The sequence below is a fragment of the Amycolatopsis anabasis genome (genome assembly GCF_009765355.1).
GTDB lineage: Bacteria > Actinomycetota > Actinomycetes > Mycobacteriales > Pseudonocardiaceae > Amycolatopsis > Amycolatopsis anabasis.
The window spans coordinates 389,474-404,502 of sequence record NZ_VTHK01000002.1 but is presented as its reverse complement, the minus strand read 5'-3'; the positions used below and the strand labels follow the sequence as shown (position 1 = coordinate 404,502).

General features: G+C 70.0%; 13 protein-coding genes. 1 reads left to right on the top strand and 12 read right to left on the bottom strand.

Annotation, left to right across the window (positions count from 1 at the left end):
- Positions 1–6: 6 nt before the first annotated feature.
- The 11 genes from FXO23_RS03965 to FXO23_RS03915 form a co-directional block, all read right to left on the bottom strand.
- Positions 7–1,206, bottom strand: a complete 1,200-nt coding sequence (locus FXO23_RS03965) for an MlaD family protein (RefSeq protein WP_158880817.1) — start codon at positions 1,204–1,206, stop codon at positions 7–9.
- Positions 1,206–2,273, bottom strand: coding sequence for an MCE family protein (locus FXO23_RS03960; protein ID WP_158880815.1), 1,068 nt, complete (start codon positions 2,271–2,273; stop codon positions 1,206–1,208). The genes FXO23_RS03965 and FXO23_RS03960 overlap by 1 nt, the downstream gene beginning before the upstream one ends.
- Complete coding sequence (locus FXO23_RS03955; RefSeq protein ID WP_158880813.1) at positions 2,273–3,346, bottom strand: MCE family protein; 1,074 nt, start codon at positions 3,344–3,346, stop codon at positions 2,273–2,275. The genes FXO23_RS03960 and FXO23_RS03955 overlap by 1 nt, the downstream gene beginning before the upstream one ends.
- An 8-nt stretch (positions 3,347–3,354) precedes the next feature.
- Positions 3,355–4,365 (bottom strand): MCE family protein, encoded by a 1,011-nt coding sequence (locus tag FXO23_RS03950; protein WP_246256875.1) that lies wholly within the window; start codon positions 4,363–4,365, stop codon positions 3,355–3,357.
- On the bottom strand, positions 4,362–5,384 hold the full coding sequence (locus FXO23_RS03945) for an MCE family protein (protein WP_158880811.1): 1,023 nt from the start codon (positions 5,382–5,384) through the stop codon (positions 4,362–4,364). Before FXO23_RS03945 ends, FXO23_RS03950 begins: the two co-directional genes overlap by 4 nt.
- Positions 5,381–6,622, bottom strand: coding sequence for an MCE family protein (locus FXO23_RS03940; RefSeq protein ID WP_158880809.1), 1,242 nt, complete (start codon positions 6,620–6,622; stop codon positions 5,381–5,383). The genes FXO23_RS03945 and FXO23_RS03940 overlap by 4 nt, the downstream gene beginning before the upstream one ends.
- On the bottom strand, positions 6,619–7,452 hold the full coding sequence (locus FXO23_RS03935; RefSeq protein ID WP_158880807.1) for an MlaE family ABC transporter permease: 834 nt from the start codon (positions 7,450–7,452) through the stop codon (positions 6,619–6,621). The genes FXO23_RS03940 and FXO23_RS03935 overlap by 4 nt, the downstream gene beginning before the upstream one ends.
- A gap of 3 nt (positions 7,453–7,455) precedes the next feature.
- On the bottom strand, positions 7,456–8,244 hold the full coding sequence (locus tag FXO23_RS03930) for an MlaE family ABC transporter permease (protein ID WP_158880805.1): 789 nt from the start codon (positions 8,242–8,244) through the stop codon (positions 7,456–7,458).
- Complete coding sequence (locus FXO23_RS03925) at positions 8,241–9,254, bottom strand: ABC transporter ATP-binding protein (RefSeq protein ID WP_158880803.1); 1,014 nt, start codon at positions 9,252–9,254, stop codon at positions 8,241–8,243. Before FXO23_RS03925 ends, FXO23_RS03930 begins: the two co-directional genes overlap by 4 nt.
- A gap of 24 nt (positions 9,255–9,278) precedes the next feature.
- Positions 9,279–10,661 carry a DUF6801 domain-containing protein gene (locus FXO23_RS03920; RefSeq protein WP_158880801.1) on the bottom strand — a complete coding sequence of 461 codons (1,383 nt, stop codon included), beginning with the start codon at positions 10,659–10,661 and terminating at the stop codon, positions 9,279–9,281.
- Between the two features lie 235 nt (positions 10,662–10,896).
- On the bottom strand, positions 10,897–12,036 hold the full coding sequence (locus FXO23_RS03915; protein ID WP_158880799.1) for a DUF6801 domain-containing protein: 1,140 nt from the start codon (positions 12,034–12,036) through the stop codon (positions 10,897–10,899).
- A gap of 421 nt (positions 12,037–12,457) precedes the next feature.
- On the opposite strand from FXO23_RS03915, the gene FXO23_RS03910 reads away from it, so the two are divergent.
- Positions 12,458–13,747 (top strand): PucR-like N-terminal domain-containing protein, encoded by a 1,290-nt coding sequence (locus FXO23_RS03910; RefSeq protein WP_246256874.1) that lies wholly within the window; start codon positions 12,458–12,460, stop codon positions 13,745–13,747.
- On the opposite strand, the gene FXO23_RS03905 is transcribed toward FXO23_RS03910, so the two are convergent.
- Positions 13,740–14,792 (bottom strand): NAD(P)H-dependent flavin oxidoreductase, encoded by a 1,053-nt coding sequence (locus tag FXO23_RS03905; RefSeq protein ID WP_158880797.1) that lies wholly within the window; start codon positions 14,790–14,792, stop codon positions 13,740–13,742. The genes FXO23_RS03910 and FXO23_RS03905 overlap by 8 nt on opposite strands.
- Between the last annotated feature and the right edge of the window lie 237 nt (positions 14,793–15,029).

The following is a 15,029-nucleotide window of genomic DNA, read 5'->3' as shown; positions in this document are numbered from 1 at the left end:
GTCCCATCAGTTCAGGCCGAGCAGTTGCCCCAGTGTGGCGGGTCCGGACGCCGAATTCGTCAGGTTCAGCACCAAAGGCGACACCGGATCGGGCACCGGCCCGCCCCGCGGCGCGTTCTGCGATCCGCGCACCGAACTCGGGTTCCCATAAGGCAGCGCGCACCGCGCGGTGGTGTTGAACACCCCGGGACTGGTGTCCCGCCCCGGCCGGTAAACCGTGCCCTCGTACCCGGCACGGCACGGCGGCGGGTTGTTGAAGTTCAGGACCAGCGCGAGGTTCGCGGTGCCGTCCGGTCCGATCACCTGGTACCCGGCGCCGATCGCCGACGGGTACGTGCTCAGCAGGTGCTCGAGCGCGTCACCCCGGGTCGCGAACACCCGCGCGGGGGTGAGGAGGTTGGCGAACAGCAGCCCGAATCCCGGGCCCGATTCCCGCAGCAGCGCGCTGATTTCCCCGGCGACCGGCGGGGTGGCCGAGATCAGGCGGCGCAGATCGATGTCGGAGTTCCGGAGTTGCTCGGCGAGCAACCGCACGTCGTGGCTGAACGACCGGATCGCCGGCGACTGCTCGCTCTGCGTCCGCAGCACGGTGTCGGCATCGCTGATGAGCCGTTTCGTCTGGGGCAGGTAGGTCATCGCGGTCCGGACGAACCCGTGCGAGGAGTCCAGCAGCACCTGCAGATCACCGCCCCGGCCCCGGAACGCCTCGTCGAGTTCGTTCACCACGGTCCGCAGCGATTCGATCGGCACCGACGCGACCAGGCCGTTCAGGTTGGACAGCACGTTCTCGACCGGCATCGGCAACGAGATCGCGGTCCGCGGGATCACCGCGCCTTCGGTGAGCGGCGGGCCGTCGTCGCGGCGCGGCCGCAGATCGAGGTACTGCTCGCCGACCGCCGACCGGTTCGCCACCACCGCGTCCAGCTCACGCGGGATCTCCGGGGCGGAGCGGTCCAGGCGGAGTTCCGCCGAGATCCCGTCCTCGGTCAGCCGCAACGGACCGACCCGGCCGACCTGCACCCCGCGGTAGGTCACCTCCGCACCGGTGAACAAGCCGCCGGATTCGGCGAGGTCGGCCCGCACCACCAGGCCGCCCCCGCCGACGAGCTGGTCCAGCCCGGCATAGCTGGCGCCGACATAGCTCACCCCGGCCAGGGCCACCAGGACGAAGATCGCGACCTGCAGTTTGATCTTGCGCGTCAACATCAGCGTCCACCCCCGCCGAGCACCGGCCGGTCCATCGGCCGCAGCGGCACCACCGGCGCGTCCGGCCCCGATTCGGCCACGGGCACCGGACCGGGAGGTCGCAGGTCCACGAAGATGTTCAGGTAATCGCCCCGGATCGTGGTCGCCGCGTAGTCGGTGAACGGAAACGTCAGCAGCAGTTCGAACGCCTCGGGGAGGTTCTTCCCCGCGTCGGCGAGGTTGCGCAGGATCGGGGCGAGCGCGCGCAGATCGGCGACGAGATCGTCCGTGGACCGGGTGATCGTGTCCACCGCGACCGCGGACAGGCGGTCCAGCGAACGCAGCAGGCCGACCAGTTCGCCGCGCTGCCGGGTCAGCACGTCGATGCCCGGCCCGAGATCGTTCAGGACTCCGGCGATCCGGTCCCGCTGCCCGGCCAGCGTCGCGGACAGCCGGTTCAGGCTGTCCAGGGCACGGGTGATCTCCCCCCGATGCGTGTCCAGTTCGGACACAAATCCATCCACATTGGACAAGAGTTGCCGGATACCGGCCTCGTTCCCGGCCAGCGCGTTGTTCACCTCGCGCGCGATCTGCTGGAACTGGGCCACCCCGCCGCCGTTGAGCAGCAGCGACAACGCCCCGAAGACCTCTTCGACCTCCGCGCTGCGACCGCTGCGCTCCAGCGGAATCGTCGCGTGGTCCGCGAGCCGCCCGGTCGCCGGTTCGGTGCGCGGGGCGCGCAGTTCCACGAACTTCTCGCCGAGCAGGCTCGACTGGCGCACCGCGGCCGTGGCGTTGGCCGGGAGCACCACGTCCCCGTTGACCAGCAGGGTCGCCTCGGCGGTCCAGCCGTCACCGCCGAGATCGATCCGGTCCACCCGGCCGACCGGCACGTCGTCCACCTTCACCCCGGCCTGAGGCACCAGATCGAGCACGTCGGCGAACTGGACCGTCACCCGGTACGGGTGGTCGCCCACGTCCGCGCCGCCGGGCAGCGGCATCTCGTACAGCCCGGAGAATCCGCCCGCACCGCACGCGGTCAGCGTGCCCGCGCAGAGCCCGGCCAGCACCACCCGCCACCCGCGCATCACCGGCCACCTCCCGGGGGCGAGACGTAGCTGGCGCCCACCCGGGGCAGCGGCAGGGGTGGCGCGCCCTCGGGCAGGGGCCCGGCGGGCACGACCGTTCCGGGATCGAAGATCTCCAGCAGATTGGCGCGGACCTCCAGCGCCCCGGTCTCCGGGTTGATCGCGTTGTGCAGGTTGGTCAGCGCGTTCGGCGAGGTGTCGAGCGCCTCGGCGAGCGAGTTCCGCTGGTCGACCAGCACCCTGGTGATCCCGATCAACTTGTCTACATTGGAATTTATCTGCTCCCGGTTGTCGTGCACGAAACCGCGGACCAGGTCCAGCGCGGTGGCCAGTTCACCGAGCGCGCCGCCGAGGTCCCCGCGTTCGGCCGCGAGGAACCCGGAGACGTCCTGCAGCTGGCGGGTGAAGTCGGCGACCTGGTTGTCGTTGCGCGCGAGCATCTCGGTGAACCGCTGCAGCCCCTCGACGGTCCCGAACAACTGGTCCCGGGTCCCGGCCAGCGTCCGGGTGGCGTCGGCGAACTGCTTGATCGTTTCGTTCAGCGTCGCCCCGTTGCCCTTCGCGTTCTCCGCCAGCACGTCGAGCAGTTTCGACAGGGCGCCGTCGGCGTTCGCGCCGTGCGGGCCGAGCGCGGTGGCCAGCTGGTCGATGCTCTTGTACAGCTCGTCCAGTTCGACCGGGGTGACCGTGCGCTCGACCGGGATCACCGCGCCGCCGGGCAACCGCGGCCCGCCGGTGTACACCGGGGAGAACTGCACGTACCGGTCGCTGACCAGGCTCGGCGCGACCACGATCGCGTTCGCGTTCGCCGGGACGGGCCGGTCCTCGTCGACCGTCAGCTCGACGCGCACCAGCCGCCCGGCGGGGGTGACCGCGTCCACGCTGCCGACCGGCACGCCGAGCACCCGCACGGTGGATCCGGGATAGAGCCCGACCGCGGACGGGAAGAACGCGGTGACCCGGGTGCCGCGGCCCGGGGTGACGATCCACCAGGTCAGCACGCTCAGCACGAGCGCCAGCACCACGAGCACGGTCAGCGCGCGCAACCCCTTCCGGGTGGCAGCGGAGATCATTCGCCCCTTCATCGCGGCCGTCCCTTCGGTGGCTTGCAGTTGCCGTCCGGGACGGTGTCCGGCGGCGAACCGGGCGGCGGCAGCAGGCCGCAGATGTAGGTGTCCAGCCACCGGCCGTTGCCCACGGCGTTGCCCAGCAACCGGTAGAACGGCCCGGCCAGCGCCAGGCTCTGGTTCAGGTTGTCCTGGTTGCGTTGCAGGATCGTGTTGACCCGGTCGAGCTGTTCCAGTGCGGGCCGCAGTCGCGCGGAGTTGTCGGTGACCAGACCGGACAGCTGGGCGGCGAGTTGCCGGGTTCCGCTCAGCAGCGCGCTGATCGCGTCCCGGCGACCGCGAATCTCGCCGAGCAGCAGGTTGCCGTCCTGGAGCAGCTTCTCCACCTGGTCGTCGCGGTCGGCGAAGGTGCGGCTGATCTGCTGGGTGTTCGCCAGCAGCCGGGCCAGTTCCTCGTCCCGCGAGGAGATCGTCTTCGACAGCGCGGACAGACCGTCCAATGCGGACCGGACTTGCCGGGGCGAATCCTGGAACGTGTCGGACAGCACGCGCAGCGAATCGGCGAGCTGCCGGGTGTCGATCGAGGTGACGGTGGCCGACAGGTGGTCGAAGACCTGGTTGATGTCGTAGGGCGCCACGGTCCGCGTCACCGGGATCGCCTCGTCCGGATCCTGCGGCCGCTCCCCCTGCGGGTCGAGTGCGAGGTACTTGGCGCCGAGCAGCGTCTTGATCCGGATCGCGACCGTGGTCCGATCGCCCACCCACGCGTCGCGCACCCGGAAGCTCACCTTGACGTGGTCGCCGTCGAGTTCGACGTCGGTCACCGTGCCGACCTGCACCCCGGCGGCGCGGACCTCGTTGCTCGCCAGCACTCCGGCCGCCTCGCTGAAGTGCGCCACGTAGGTCGTGCCGCCGCCGATGATCGGCAGGCTGTCGGCGTAGAACGCGATCAGCCCGAACAGGGTCAGCACGACCATGCTGACCGACCCGATGACGACCTGGTTACGCTCCTGGAAGGATTTCACGGCAGGCACCTCGGCTCGGTCAGCGGCACTCCGCCCGCGGGCAGGGGAAGCCCGGACCGCGGCGGCCCGGCGTTCGCCTCGCACAGGAACAGGTTCATCCACGAGCCGTAGGAGAAGGTGCGCCCGATGGCGGTCATCTTCCCCGGCAGGCTGCGCAGCGCGGCGTCGACGAGCTGCTCGTTGTCGGCGAGGTTCTTCGACACCTGCCCGAGCGCGCCGATGCCGTCCTTGAGCGGCTGCCGCCCGTCCTCCAGCAGCCCCGCCGTCGCCCCGGCCAGCTCGCCCATCGCCGTGATCGCCTCGCCGATCTGCCCGCGGTCCTGGGCGAATCCGGAGACGAACCGCTGCAACGTGGTGATCAAACTGGACAGTTGGTCGTCCCGGGCGTTGATCGTGTCGAGAACCTGGTTCAGGTTGCCGATCACCGCGCCGACCACCTGGTCCTTGTCGGCCAGCGCGGAGGTGAGCGAGGCGGTGTGCCGGATCAGGCTCTCCACCGTGCCGCCCTCTCCCTGCAGGACCTGCACGATCTCGTAGGAGAGCGTGTTCACGTCGTCCGGCGAGAGCGCCTGGAACAGCGGTTTGAAACCGTTGAACAGCACGGTCAGGTCCAGCGCGGGCCGGGTGCGTTCCAGCGGGATCTCCGCGCCCGGCGGGAGCACCGCCTGCAGCGGCCCGGCGCCGCGGTCCAGCGAGATGTACCGCTGCCCGATCATGTTGCGGTACTTGACGGTCGCGGTGGTCGCGGCGGGCAGCTTCCGGCGCGAGTCCACGGTGAACTCCACCCGGGCGAGCCGCTTCTCGATCAGCTCGATCCGCTCGACCTCGCCGACGCGGACCCCGCCGATCCGGATGTCGTCCCCGACCACCAGGGACGTCACGTCGTCGAACCGCGCCGAATACCGGGTGGACGGGCGCAGGTCCAGGTTCGCGATCGTCACCGCGAGCACCCCGGTGGCCGCGCACGTCACCACGGCGAAGATCGACAGCTTGATCAGCGGCGCCAACAATCCCCTCACTCCACCGTCACCTCCGCCCCGCGGTACAGCGGGCCGACCAGCAACCCGCTCCACGCCGGAACCTCCCCGGGCGCCAGCCCGATCGCCGGTCCCAGCAACCCGGCCAGGAACTCCCGTTCCCGCGGTGAGTTCGCCAGATCGCCGCCGAGCGCGATCGTCGGCGTGGCCGCCTGCGGCGGGATCGCCCCGGGGCCGTAGCAGCGCGGCCCGGTTTTGCTGTCGTAGCGCGGATCGTCCACACCGGGCAGGTACTTCCCGCGGTCCGGCACCACCTTGACCTGGGCTCGCGCACCGGGCCGACCGCTGCCCTTGCCGAAGGCGATGTCCACCCGCGGTTTGAACTCCGCGACGGCCCGCAGCAGGCACGCGTATTCCGGCGCGTACCGGGCGAGCAGCTCCAGGGTCGGGCGGCTGCTTTCGGACAGCGAGATCAGATTCTCCTTGTTCCGCGCCAGGAACGAGGTCACGTCCTCGGTCGCGACGGTCAGCGTCCGGTACAGCGTTTCCAGGCTTTCCCGCTGCTGCGCGATCGTCCCGCTGGTCACGGAGAAGTCGGTGAGCGCGCGCAGGAAGTCGTCGGCCGCGTCGTCGTAGGTGTCGGACGCCTTGGCGAAACTGGTGAGGCCAGAGGTGATCTCGGGCAGTTGCGGGTTCAGCTCGCCGACGTACTGGCCGACCAGCACGAGCGTCTCCCCGAGCGACTTCCCGCGCCCTTCGAACGCCTGCGACACCGAGGTGAGCATCGACGCCAGCTTCTGCGGCTGCACCGAACGCAGCAGCGGCAACAGGTTGTCCAGCACCCGTTCCAGTTCGATCGAGGCGGCGGACCGGTCCTGGCCGATCACGTCCCCCGCCTCCAGATGCCCGGTGCCGCGCGCCGCGGGCGCCACCAGGTTCACGTAACGCTCGCCGAACAACGTCTTCGGCAGCAGCCGCGCCGAAACGTTCCGGGGAATCCGGTCCACCTGGGCGGGATCGAGCGCGAGGTCCAGTTCGGCGCCGCCGCCCGCGCTGCGCACCTCGCGCACCCGGCCGACGTTCACCCCGCGCAGCTTCACGTCCGCGTCCCGCTGGAGCTGGCTGCCCGCGCGGTCGGTGCGCAGCATGACGGTGACCTCGGTGGCGAACACATCGCGGTAGAGCGCCACGGTGAACCACAGGAACACCGCGACCAGCACGAGATAGACCAGGCCCAGCACCCGCAGGCGCGGACTGCGGTACCGCTCGTCGCCGGTCATCCCGCGATCCTCACCGTGGTCGTGGTGCCCCAGATCGCGAGGCTCAGGAAGAAGTCGAGGATCGCGATGGTGACGATCGCGGACCGGACCGCGCGCCCCACGGCCACGCCGACCCCGGCCGGGCCGCCGATCGCGCGGTAGCCGTAGTAGCAGTGCCCGAGGATCACCACCACGCTGAACACCAGCACCTTCCCGAACGACCAGAGCACGTCGATCGGCGGCAGGAACAGCGTGAAGTAGTGGTCGTAGGTGCCCGAGGACTGCTGGTACACCTGCACGGTGACCGTCCGGGCGGCCAGATACGAGGTGAGCAGCCCGATCACGTACAGCGGGATGATCGCGATGAACCCGGCGATGATCCGGGTGGTCACCAGGTACGGCAGGCTGGGCACGCCCATCACTTCGAGCGCGTCGATCTCCTCGGAGATCCGCATCGCGCCGAGCTGGGCGGTGAATCCGGAGCCGATGGTCGCGGACAGCGCCAGCCCGGCGACCAGCGGGGCGATCTCGCGGGTGTTGAAGTAGGCGGAGAGGAAACCCGCGAACGCCGAGGTCCCGATCTGGTTCAGCGCGGAGAACCCCTGCAGGCCGACGACCGTCCCGGTGAACACCGAAAGCACGATCATCACGCCGATCGTGCCGCCGATCACCGCGAGCGCGCCGGTGCCGAAGCTGACCTCGGCCAGCAGCCGGATGATCTCCCCGAGATACCGGCGCACCGTGCGGGGAACCCAGAGCAACGCCCGGACGTAGAAGGAAAGCTGGTCACCGAGCCTGCCGAAGCCGTCGAGCGAACGGTCGATCCGCTCGAACCGGTTCACCATCGCCATGGCTCACAACCCCTTCGGCGGCACGACCTGCAGGTAGATCGTGGTGAGGATGAAGTTGAGGAAGAACAGCAACAGGAACGTGATCACCACCGACTGGTTGACCGCGTCCCCGACCCCCTTCGGCCCGCCGGCGGGGTTGAGCCCCCGGTAGGCGGCCACCACCCCGGCGATGAACCCGAACAGCACGGCCTTGATCTCGCTGATCCACAGGTCCGGCAGTTGCGCGAGAGCGTTGAACGTGGCCAGGTACGCGCCGGGGGTGCCGTCCTGCACCACGACGTTGAACACGTAACCGCCCAGCACGCCGACCACGCTCACCATGCCGTTGAGCAGCACGCTGACCACCACCGCCGCGTACACCCGCGGCACGACCAGCCGGTGGATCGGCGAGACGCCGAGCGCTTCCATGGCGTCGATCTCCTCGCGGATCTTCCGCGAGCCGAGGTCCGCGCAGATCGCCGAGCCGCCGGCGCCCGCGATGAGCAACGCGGTGATCAGCGGGCTCGCCTGCTGGATCACCGCGAGCACGCTGGCCGAACCGGTGAACGACTGGGCGCCGATCTGCCTGGTCAGCGTCCCCAGTTGCAACGCGATCACCGCGCCGAACGGGATCGCGACCAGGGCGGCGGGCAGGATCGACACGCTGACCACGAACCAGGCCTGGCCGATGAACTCGCGGAACTGGAAGGGCCGCTTCGGGGTCAGCCGGAGCACGTCCAGGCCGAGCGAGCACAGGCGGCCGATCTGGCCGACCGCGGCGAGGCCCTGCGACGCGATCCGGGGCGCGGTCATCTCCGGGTCCCCAGCCCGATGCCGTACTGGGCGCGCTCCTCCGGGGTCAGACTGTCCACAATGGTCCGCTGCGCCTCGGGCGGGAGCGTGTGCAGGATGCGCAGCACGCGGTGCTTCCGGCGGGCCACCGCCGGGCGCGGGGGCAGGCCGGGCGTCGGCTGGATCTGCGGCGCCATGCCCTGGATCTCGTCGTCGCCGGGCTGGGCCAGGTGCCGGTTCGCCGCCTCGGCGTCCATGGTCGCCTGGTCCTTCTCCTCGCTCATCCCGATCGGCCCGACCCGGCGGCCGTTGAGGAACTGGGCGACCACGGGTTCGTCGCTGGTCAGCAGGACCTCGCGCGGGCCGAACATGACCAGTTCGCGGCGGAAGAGCAGGCCGACGTTGTCCGGCACGGTCCGGGCCACGTTGATGTTGTGCGTGACGATCAGGATGGTCGCGTCGATCTGCGCGTTCAGATCGATCAGCAATTGCGAAAGGTACGCGGTTCGCACGGGATCCAGACCGGAATCCGGTTCGTCGCACAGGATCACCTGCGGGTCGAGGACGAGCGCGCGGGCCAGCCCGGCCCGTTTGCGCATACCGCCGGAGATCTCACCGGGCAGTTTCTTCTCCGCACCGGCCAGCCCGGTCATCTCCAGCTTCTCCAGCACGATCCGCCTGATCTCGGCTTCGGACTTCTTGGTGTGCTCGCGCAAGGGAAAGGCCACGTTGTCGTAGAGGTTCATCGAGCCGAACAGCGCGCCGTCCTGGAAGAGAACGCCGAACAGCTTGCGCGCCGCGTAGAGCTGGTGTTCCGAACACCGCACCAGGTCGACGCCGTTCACCACGACCTTGCCCCGCTCGGGTTTGAGCAGGCCGATCAGCGACTTCAGGAACACCGACTTCCCGGTGCCGGACGGCCCGAGCATCGCGCTCACCTCACCGGCCGGCAGCACGAGCGAGACGTCCCGCCAGATGTTCTGCGGCCCGAACGACTTGCTCAGGCCCTCGACGACGACTTCGACTCCCATGCGTTCCTCCTGCCGATTCCGGTCTCACCGTTTCGATTCCCAGTCCGGCGGGCAGTCCGGTGGGAAGCACAGCGGCGGAAAGGTGAACGTGATGTGGTTGTCCGGTCCGGAGATCAGGTAGTCGAACAGCGGCTCCAGCGGTTCGGTGACCCCGCAGCCCGCGAACGGCGGAATCGTGAAGTCCGCCTCCATGACCCCGCCGTCGATGGGGCTCCACTTGCCTTCCTCGGATTTCAGCGCCAGTTCGACGGGGGTCGCGGTGCCGCAGTTCGGCCCGACCTCGAGCGGTGTCCCGTTCACCTCGACGTTGCTCAGCCGCAGGTTCGCCTTGCCGTGCCCGGTGAACACGCCGGTGTTGCCCTGGTCGAGGACGCCCTCCACCTTGCCGACCGGAAGCACCTCGACGGTCGCCGTGGTCGACACGAAGCGGAGCACCACGAACGAAGCCCGGGCGGGCGGCAGTTGGAGGTCACCGCGAATCCCGTTGCACAGCCCCTCGCCGGAGGAATCCGGCCAGACCCGGACCTCCGACTGGAGGTGTCCCGGGCCGAGATCGATGCCGGAGCGCAGCTTCCGGATGGTGGCGTGGCCCTTGAGCCGCAACGGGAAGAGCGCCGGTTCGAGATCGGGCGGCTCGGGCCCGCATTCCGCGACCGGACCGGCCGCGGTCCCGTTGTCCCGCCTGCCTTCGCCACCCGGAACTGGCGCGCCCGGCGGGACGGTCACGTCCGGTTTCGCCGTGCCCGGCGGTGAAACCGGCGCGGACTTCGACGGCGCGATCCGGGCGACCGGGAGCACCTGGACGGCGCCGAGCGCGGGGTCCTGGCCGGGCTGCGGCACGCAGCTCGCGGTCAGCGCGCCACCGTCGCCGATCACCGCGTCGTCGGCCCCGTGCGCGGTCAGCACGAGTTGGGGCGGGCCGAGGGTGAACGCGACCGCACCGGCCCCGGTGGTGGCGACCGGGCGCAGCGGTTTCGCGGGCAGTTCGACGGCCAGTTCCCCGCTTTCCGGCAGGGCCGTGCGGGGCAGGCCGCCGTCGGCCGCGGCCCGCGCGGTCGTGTCTCCGTGCTTCGCCGTCACGCCGACGGCCACGGTCCCGTCGATCCAGGCGGCGCCGGCGGTTTTCAGCGCGTGCAGCATGGTTTCCGGGAAGACGAACCGGATCGACGGCTGCTCCGGCCGGACCGGCCACCCGGCGGTCACCGATCGCGGCAGGTCCGCAGTGAGCCCGGCGACCACCACCTGGCCCCCGGTGAGCGGGAAGGCGCAGTCGTTCCGCAGATTCGCGGTCACCCGGCCCGGACCGGGCGCCGGATCCGGGCTGGCCGAACCGGGGGCGGTGAGTACGCCGAACGCGGTGACCGCGGCCGTGATCAACGCGGTCGCGTGGGCGGTTCGAGAAGCCATGCGAATTCCTCACCGGAGAAAGGTTCGGTGATCGTTTCCATGATTCCTACTTCGCAGTAGGTTACTTCGGCGCGAGATGCCGGACAAGCCTTTCACCAGGGCCGATCGGCACTTGTCAGCCGGATGCCAAAACCCATTTCCACATTTGTCAGCCGGATGCGCCGTCCCCGCGGAAACCAATGCGGCATCCGGGGCGTTCGCTGCCCCGGATGCCGCATTGGGGTGGCCGTTTACCTCACGCGGTGATCGGCACCGACGCGACGTGCAGGTCCTGGCCGGGTTTCACGGTGCACTTCAGATCGAACGTCCCGAGCCCGGTCTCCGATCCGTCCGCCTTGCGCGGGGTGACCTTGCCGTTGAGCTCCTGACCAGCGCCGACGTTGACCGTGCCGGGCTGGTAGAAGATCAGGTTCGGCACGTCCGGCGTGATCGTGCCGGTCATCGGCCCCGTCGCGGGCACGGCGATCGGCGCGATGGTCCCGGGGATCCCGATGGTGATCCGGGTGCCCTCGAAGTTGGCGTCCACGTCCGCGTACCCGCCGCCCTCCACGGTCGCCGAGGAGTTCGACCGCAGCCAGTCGGTGATCGTGTCGTTGAGCGCGGCGCCGATGGTCAGGTTGGTGATCTGCATCCGCTGCCCGACCTTGCCGCTGTCCGGGATGGTTCCCTTGAGCGTGCCGGTCACGTCCTGCGCGCCGACCGGGGAAGGCAGCGTGCACGTGTAGGTCAGGGTCTTGGTGATGTCGCCGAAGGTCGTCACCGGGGACGTGGCCGCCGCACCGGCGGCGCCGGAGATCGGGATGTTCGCGAACAGCACGTCCTGCGGCGGCGTGGTCACCTTGACCGTGCACGGCACGTTCAGGATGCCCAGCGGCGTGGGCGTGCCGTCCGCCTTGCGGGTGTCCACCTTGGCGTTGAACTGCTGGCCCGCCTTGAGCGTGAGCGTGCCCGCCTTGTACACGATGAAGTTCGGCATCTTGCCGGTGATGGTGATGTCCAGCGAGCCGCTCGGCGGGATGTTCCGCCGGGGGATCTTCAGCCCCGGAATGCCCATGGTGAGCTGCTTGGCGTCATAGGCGGCGTCCACGTCCGCGGTGCCGGTCCCCTCGGCGTAGGCGGTGCCGAAGGCCCGCAGCGCGCCGACGATGTTCGGCGCCAGGGTCGCGTCGATGACCAGGTCGCTCGGCACGATCCGTTGTCCGGCGGTGCCGGTGTCCGGCAACGTGACCTTCACGTGCCCGGTGACGTCCTGCTTGCCGACCAGCGGGAAGGTGCACGTGTAGGTGAGGTCCTTCTTGATCTCGCCGAAGGTGGCCGGTTCCTCCGCCGACGCCGATCCGGCGAGCGCGGTGACCAATCCGGCAATGGCCGCCATGATTCCGAAACGACTTCTGAAAGAGCGTAAGCGACGTGACATATCCGACCTCCTAGCCGGGTCGTAAATAAAACAACGGAGTGAAAAGGTGCCCCCGTGCAGTTCATTTCGTCGCGGTACCTACCAGTCGGTAGGTTACTTCGGCAGGACGCGCGGAACAAGACTCGAAAACCATCGGATCGTTCCAGAATGATCGCCGAACAAGTTTGTCAGCCAACTGCTAAAAAGCAATTCCACAATTATCTTCCGCATACCGCATGCGGCAGGGCATTGCGCAAACCCGCCACGAACGAACCGGACACCGCGCCACCTCGTTGACAGCTCACCAACGAGGCAAATATAGTGACCGGCATCACAAAAATTGGTCGACCGCGACGTCGGGGTCAGGCGAATTGTGTCGCGGCCTGAGGAAAAGACGACCGTGACCGAGAACAGCAATCCGGACGCGCTCCTCCCGGGTCTGCCCGGCGGCGCCCCGGCCCTGCCCCGTCCCCGCACCAACGGAAGAGCCGCGCACGGCAACGATCCGTGGGCGGCCCTGCCCCGCGATCTCGCCCCCAAACTGCGCCCCGGCGCGGCCGAGGTCGCGCACGAGATCCTGCGCGAAATCCAGCGTTCCATCCCGGAGTACGCCCGCCCGCTGGAGGGCGCGTTCGGCAAGGTGGTCACCGAAGGCATCGGGCGCGCGGTCACCCAGTTCATCGAACGCGTCGCGGATCCGACCGCGTCCCACGAGAGCGACGCGAACCTGTTCCGCCGGCTCGGCAGGCTGGAGACCACCGAGGGCCGCGGGGTGGAAACCCTGCAGACCGCCTACCACGTCGGCGCGCGGGTGGCGTGGCAGCGGATCGCCGAGTTCGGGCAGGCCACCGACCTGCCGGTGTCGACCATCTGCCTGCTCGGCGAGACCCTGTTCGCCTACATCGAGGAGATCTCCGCGCTGTCGGTCGAGGGGTACGCGGCGGCGAAGGCGCGGGCCGCGGGCGCCTTGGAACGACGACGGCGGCGCCTGCTGGAACTCGTGCTCGCCGCCCCCGCGGTGCCGAGGCAGGCGCTGGCCGATCTCGCCGGCCCGGCGAACTGGGAACTGCCCGAGCACGTCGTCGCGGTGGCCTTGGCGCGCCGGGAGAACCAGCGGGAACTTCCCGCGCTCGCCTTCGACGAGCGGGTGCTCGCCGATCTCGACGGCGGCGAACCGTGCCTGATCGTCGCCGATCCCGGGCCCCGGTCCGGTGCTCTGGAGACCGGCCTGTGCGGCTGGCAGGCGGCGGTCGGCCCCCGGGTCCGGCTCGCCGACGCGCCGCTGTCCCTACGCCAGGCCCGGTGGGCCCTTGACCTGGTGCGGCGCGGCATCCTCGCGGACAACTCGCCGGTGTGGTGCGAGGCGCACCTGTCCACGTTCTGGTTGCTGGCCGACGAATTCGTGGCCCGCGCCCTGGCCGAGCGCACGCTCGCGCCGCTGGCCCCGCTGACCGCGAAGCAGCGGGCACGGCTGGGCCAGACCCTGCTCGCCTGGTTGCAGACCCGCGGCGGCGCCCCGGAGATCGCCCAGCGGCTCGGCATCCATCCGCAGACCGTCCGCTACCGCCTGCACCAGTTGAAGACGCTCTTCGGCGATCGCCTGAACGACCCCGAGGAACGCTTCGAACTGGAGATCTCCCTGCGCGCGCAACGCCTCCTGGACGCGGCCACCCCGCCCGCGGTCAGCTGAAGCGGGAGTGCGCCCGGCGCACGGCCGCGCGGGCCTCGTCGGCCAGCCGGGCGAAGATGTCGGCGGCCGGACCGGAGCCCGCGAGCGGATAGGTCTGGCCCGCCCACAGGGACAGGGCTTCCGGGTCCCCGGCCTTGTTCGCGGCGGCCCGGATCGGCTTGGTGGCGTTGTTGATCTGGGGGTAGGCGGCGGGCGCCGCCGCGCTGTGCTCGGTGAGGAACCGGTTGACCAGGCCACGCGCGGGGCGGCCGCTGAACGCGCGGGTGAACGCGGTCGCCCGGCCGCCGTCGGCGAGGGCGCGCTGATAGGTGGGGTTGGTCCCCGCCTCGTCCGCGCGCAGGAAGGCGGTGCCCAGCTGCGCGGCGACCGCCCCGGCGGTGAGCACGGCGGCCACGTCCGCCCCGTGCACCAGCCCACCGGCGGCGACCAGCGGCAGGTCCACCGACGCTTGCACCAGGCGCAGCAGGGCGAGCAGGCCGTAGAGCTCACCACCGGCCGGGAGTTCGGGATCGTCGGTGAGCAGGCCGCGGTGGGCGCCCGCCTCGAAGCCCTGCACGCAGAGGCCGTCCGCGCCCGCGGTCGCCGCGCGCACGGCCTCCTCCGGGGTGGTCACCGTGACCACGACCTGGCTGCCCGCCTCGTGCAGCCGCGCGACGGCCTCGGCCGACGGGATGCCGAAGGTGAACGAGACGACCGGGATTCGCTGTGCGACGACGGTGTCCAGTTTGGCCGGGTAGTTGTCGTCGTCCCAGCTCGGCTCGCCGGGCTCGACGCCGTACCGCTTCGCCTCGGCGGCGAGCCGTGCGCGATAGGCTGCGGTGTCCACAGTGGACTCGGTACCCGAGACGAACAGGTTGACCCCGAAGGCTTCCCCGGTCAGCTCCCGGGTCTTCCCGATCTGCGCGGCCAGCGCGTCGGCCTTGAGATAACCACCCGCCAGGAAACCGAACCCGCCCGCGCCGGCCGCGGCGGCGACCAGTTCCGGGGTCGAGGGGCCGCCCGCCATCGGCGCGACGATGACCGGGACACGGAGATTGTCGAACATGCCCACAGCCTACGAACTCCCCGCTCCGGCTGGCGACGTCTCGTCCGCCACAGCACGCGGCAGGATTACGGCGGTGCGATGTCAGCATCGTAAACGAGATTCACTCGTCCGTGGCTCCGCAGGTTTCATGATCGAAAAGTGGCGGTAAAGCGTCTTGTTCCCGCCAATCGGCCTAGTCCACGCTGCGCCGTGTGCGAACGCGGTTCGCATTCAGTGCCCCGCAGAGAGGACAGGGAG

Coding starts and splice junctions, on each gene's coding strand:
- FXO23_RS03905 (WP_158880797.1), bottom strand. CDS start 14,792: ATGTTCGACAATCTCCGTGTCCCGGTCATCGTCGCGCCGATGGCGGGC.
- FXO23_RS03930 (WP_158880805.1), bottom strand. CDS start 8,244: ATGACCGCGCCCCGGATCGCGTCGCAGGGCCTCGCCGCGGTCGGCCAG.
- FXO23_RS03935 (WP_158880807.1), bottom strand. CDS start 7,452: ATGGCGATGGTGAACCGGTTCGAGCGGATCGACCGTTCGCTCGACGGC.
- FXO23_RS03960 (WP_158880815.1), bottom strand. CDS start 2,273: ATGCGCGGGTGGCGGGTGGTGCTGGCCGGGCTCTGCGCGGGCACGCTG.
- FXO23_RS03920 (WP_158880801.1), bottom strand. CDS start 10,661: ATGGCTTCTCGAACCGCCCACGCGACCGCGTTGATCACGGCCGCGGTC.
- FXO23_RS03955 (WP_158880813.1), bottom strand. CDS start 3,346: ATGATCTCCGCTGCCACCCGGAAGGGGTTGCGCGCGCTGACCGTGCTC.
- FXO23_RS03965 (WP_158880817.1), bottom strand. CDS start 1,206: ATGTTGACGCGCAAGATCAAACTGCAGGTCGCGATCTTCGTCCTGGTG.
- FXO23_RS03925 (WP_158880803.1), bottom strand. CDS start 9,254: ATGGGAGTCGAAGTCGTCGTCGAGGGCCTGAGCAAGTCGTTCGGGCCG.
- FXO23_RS03915 (WP_158880799.1), bottom strand. CDS start 12,036: ATGGCGGCCATTGCCGGATTGGTCACCGCGCTCGCCGGATCGGCGTCG.
- FXO23_RS03940 (WP_158880809.1), bottom strand. CDS start 6,622: ATGACCGGCGACGAGCGGTACCGCAGTCCGCGCCTGCGGGTGCTGGGC.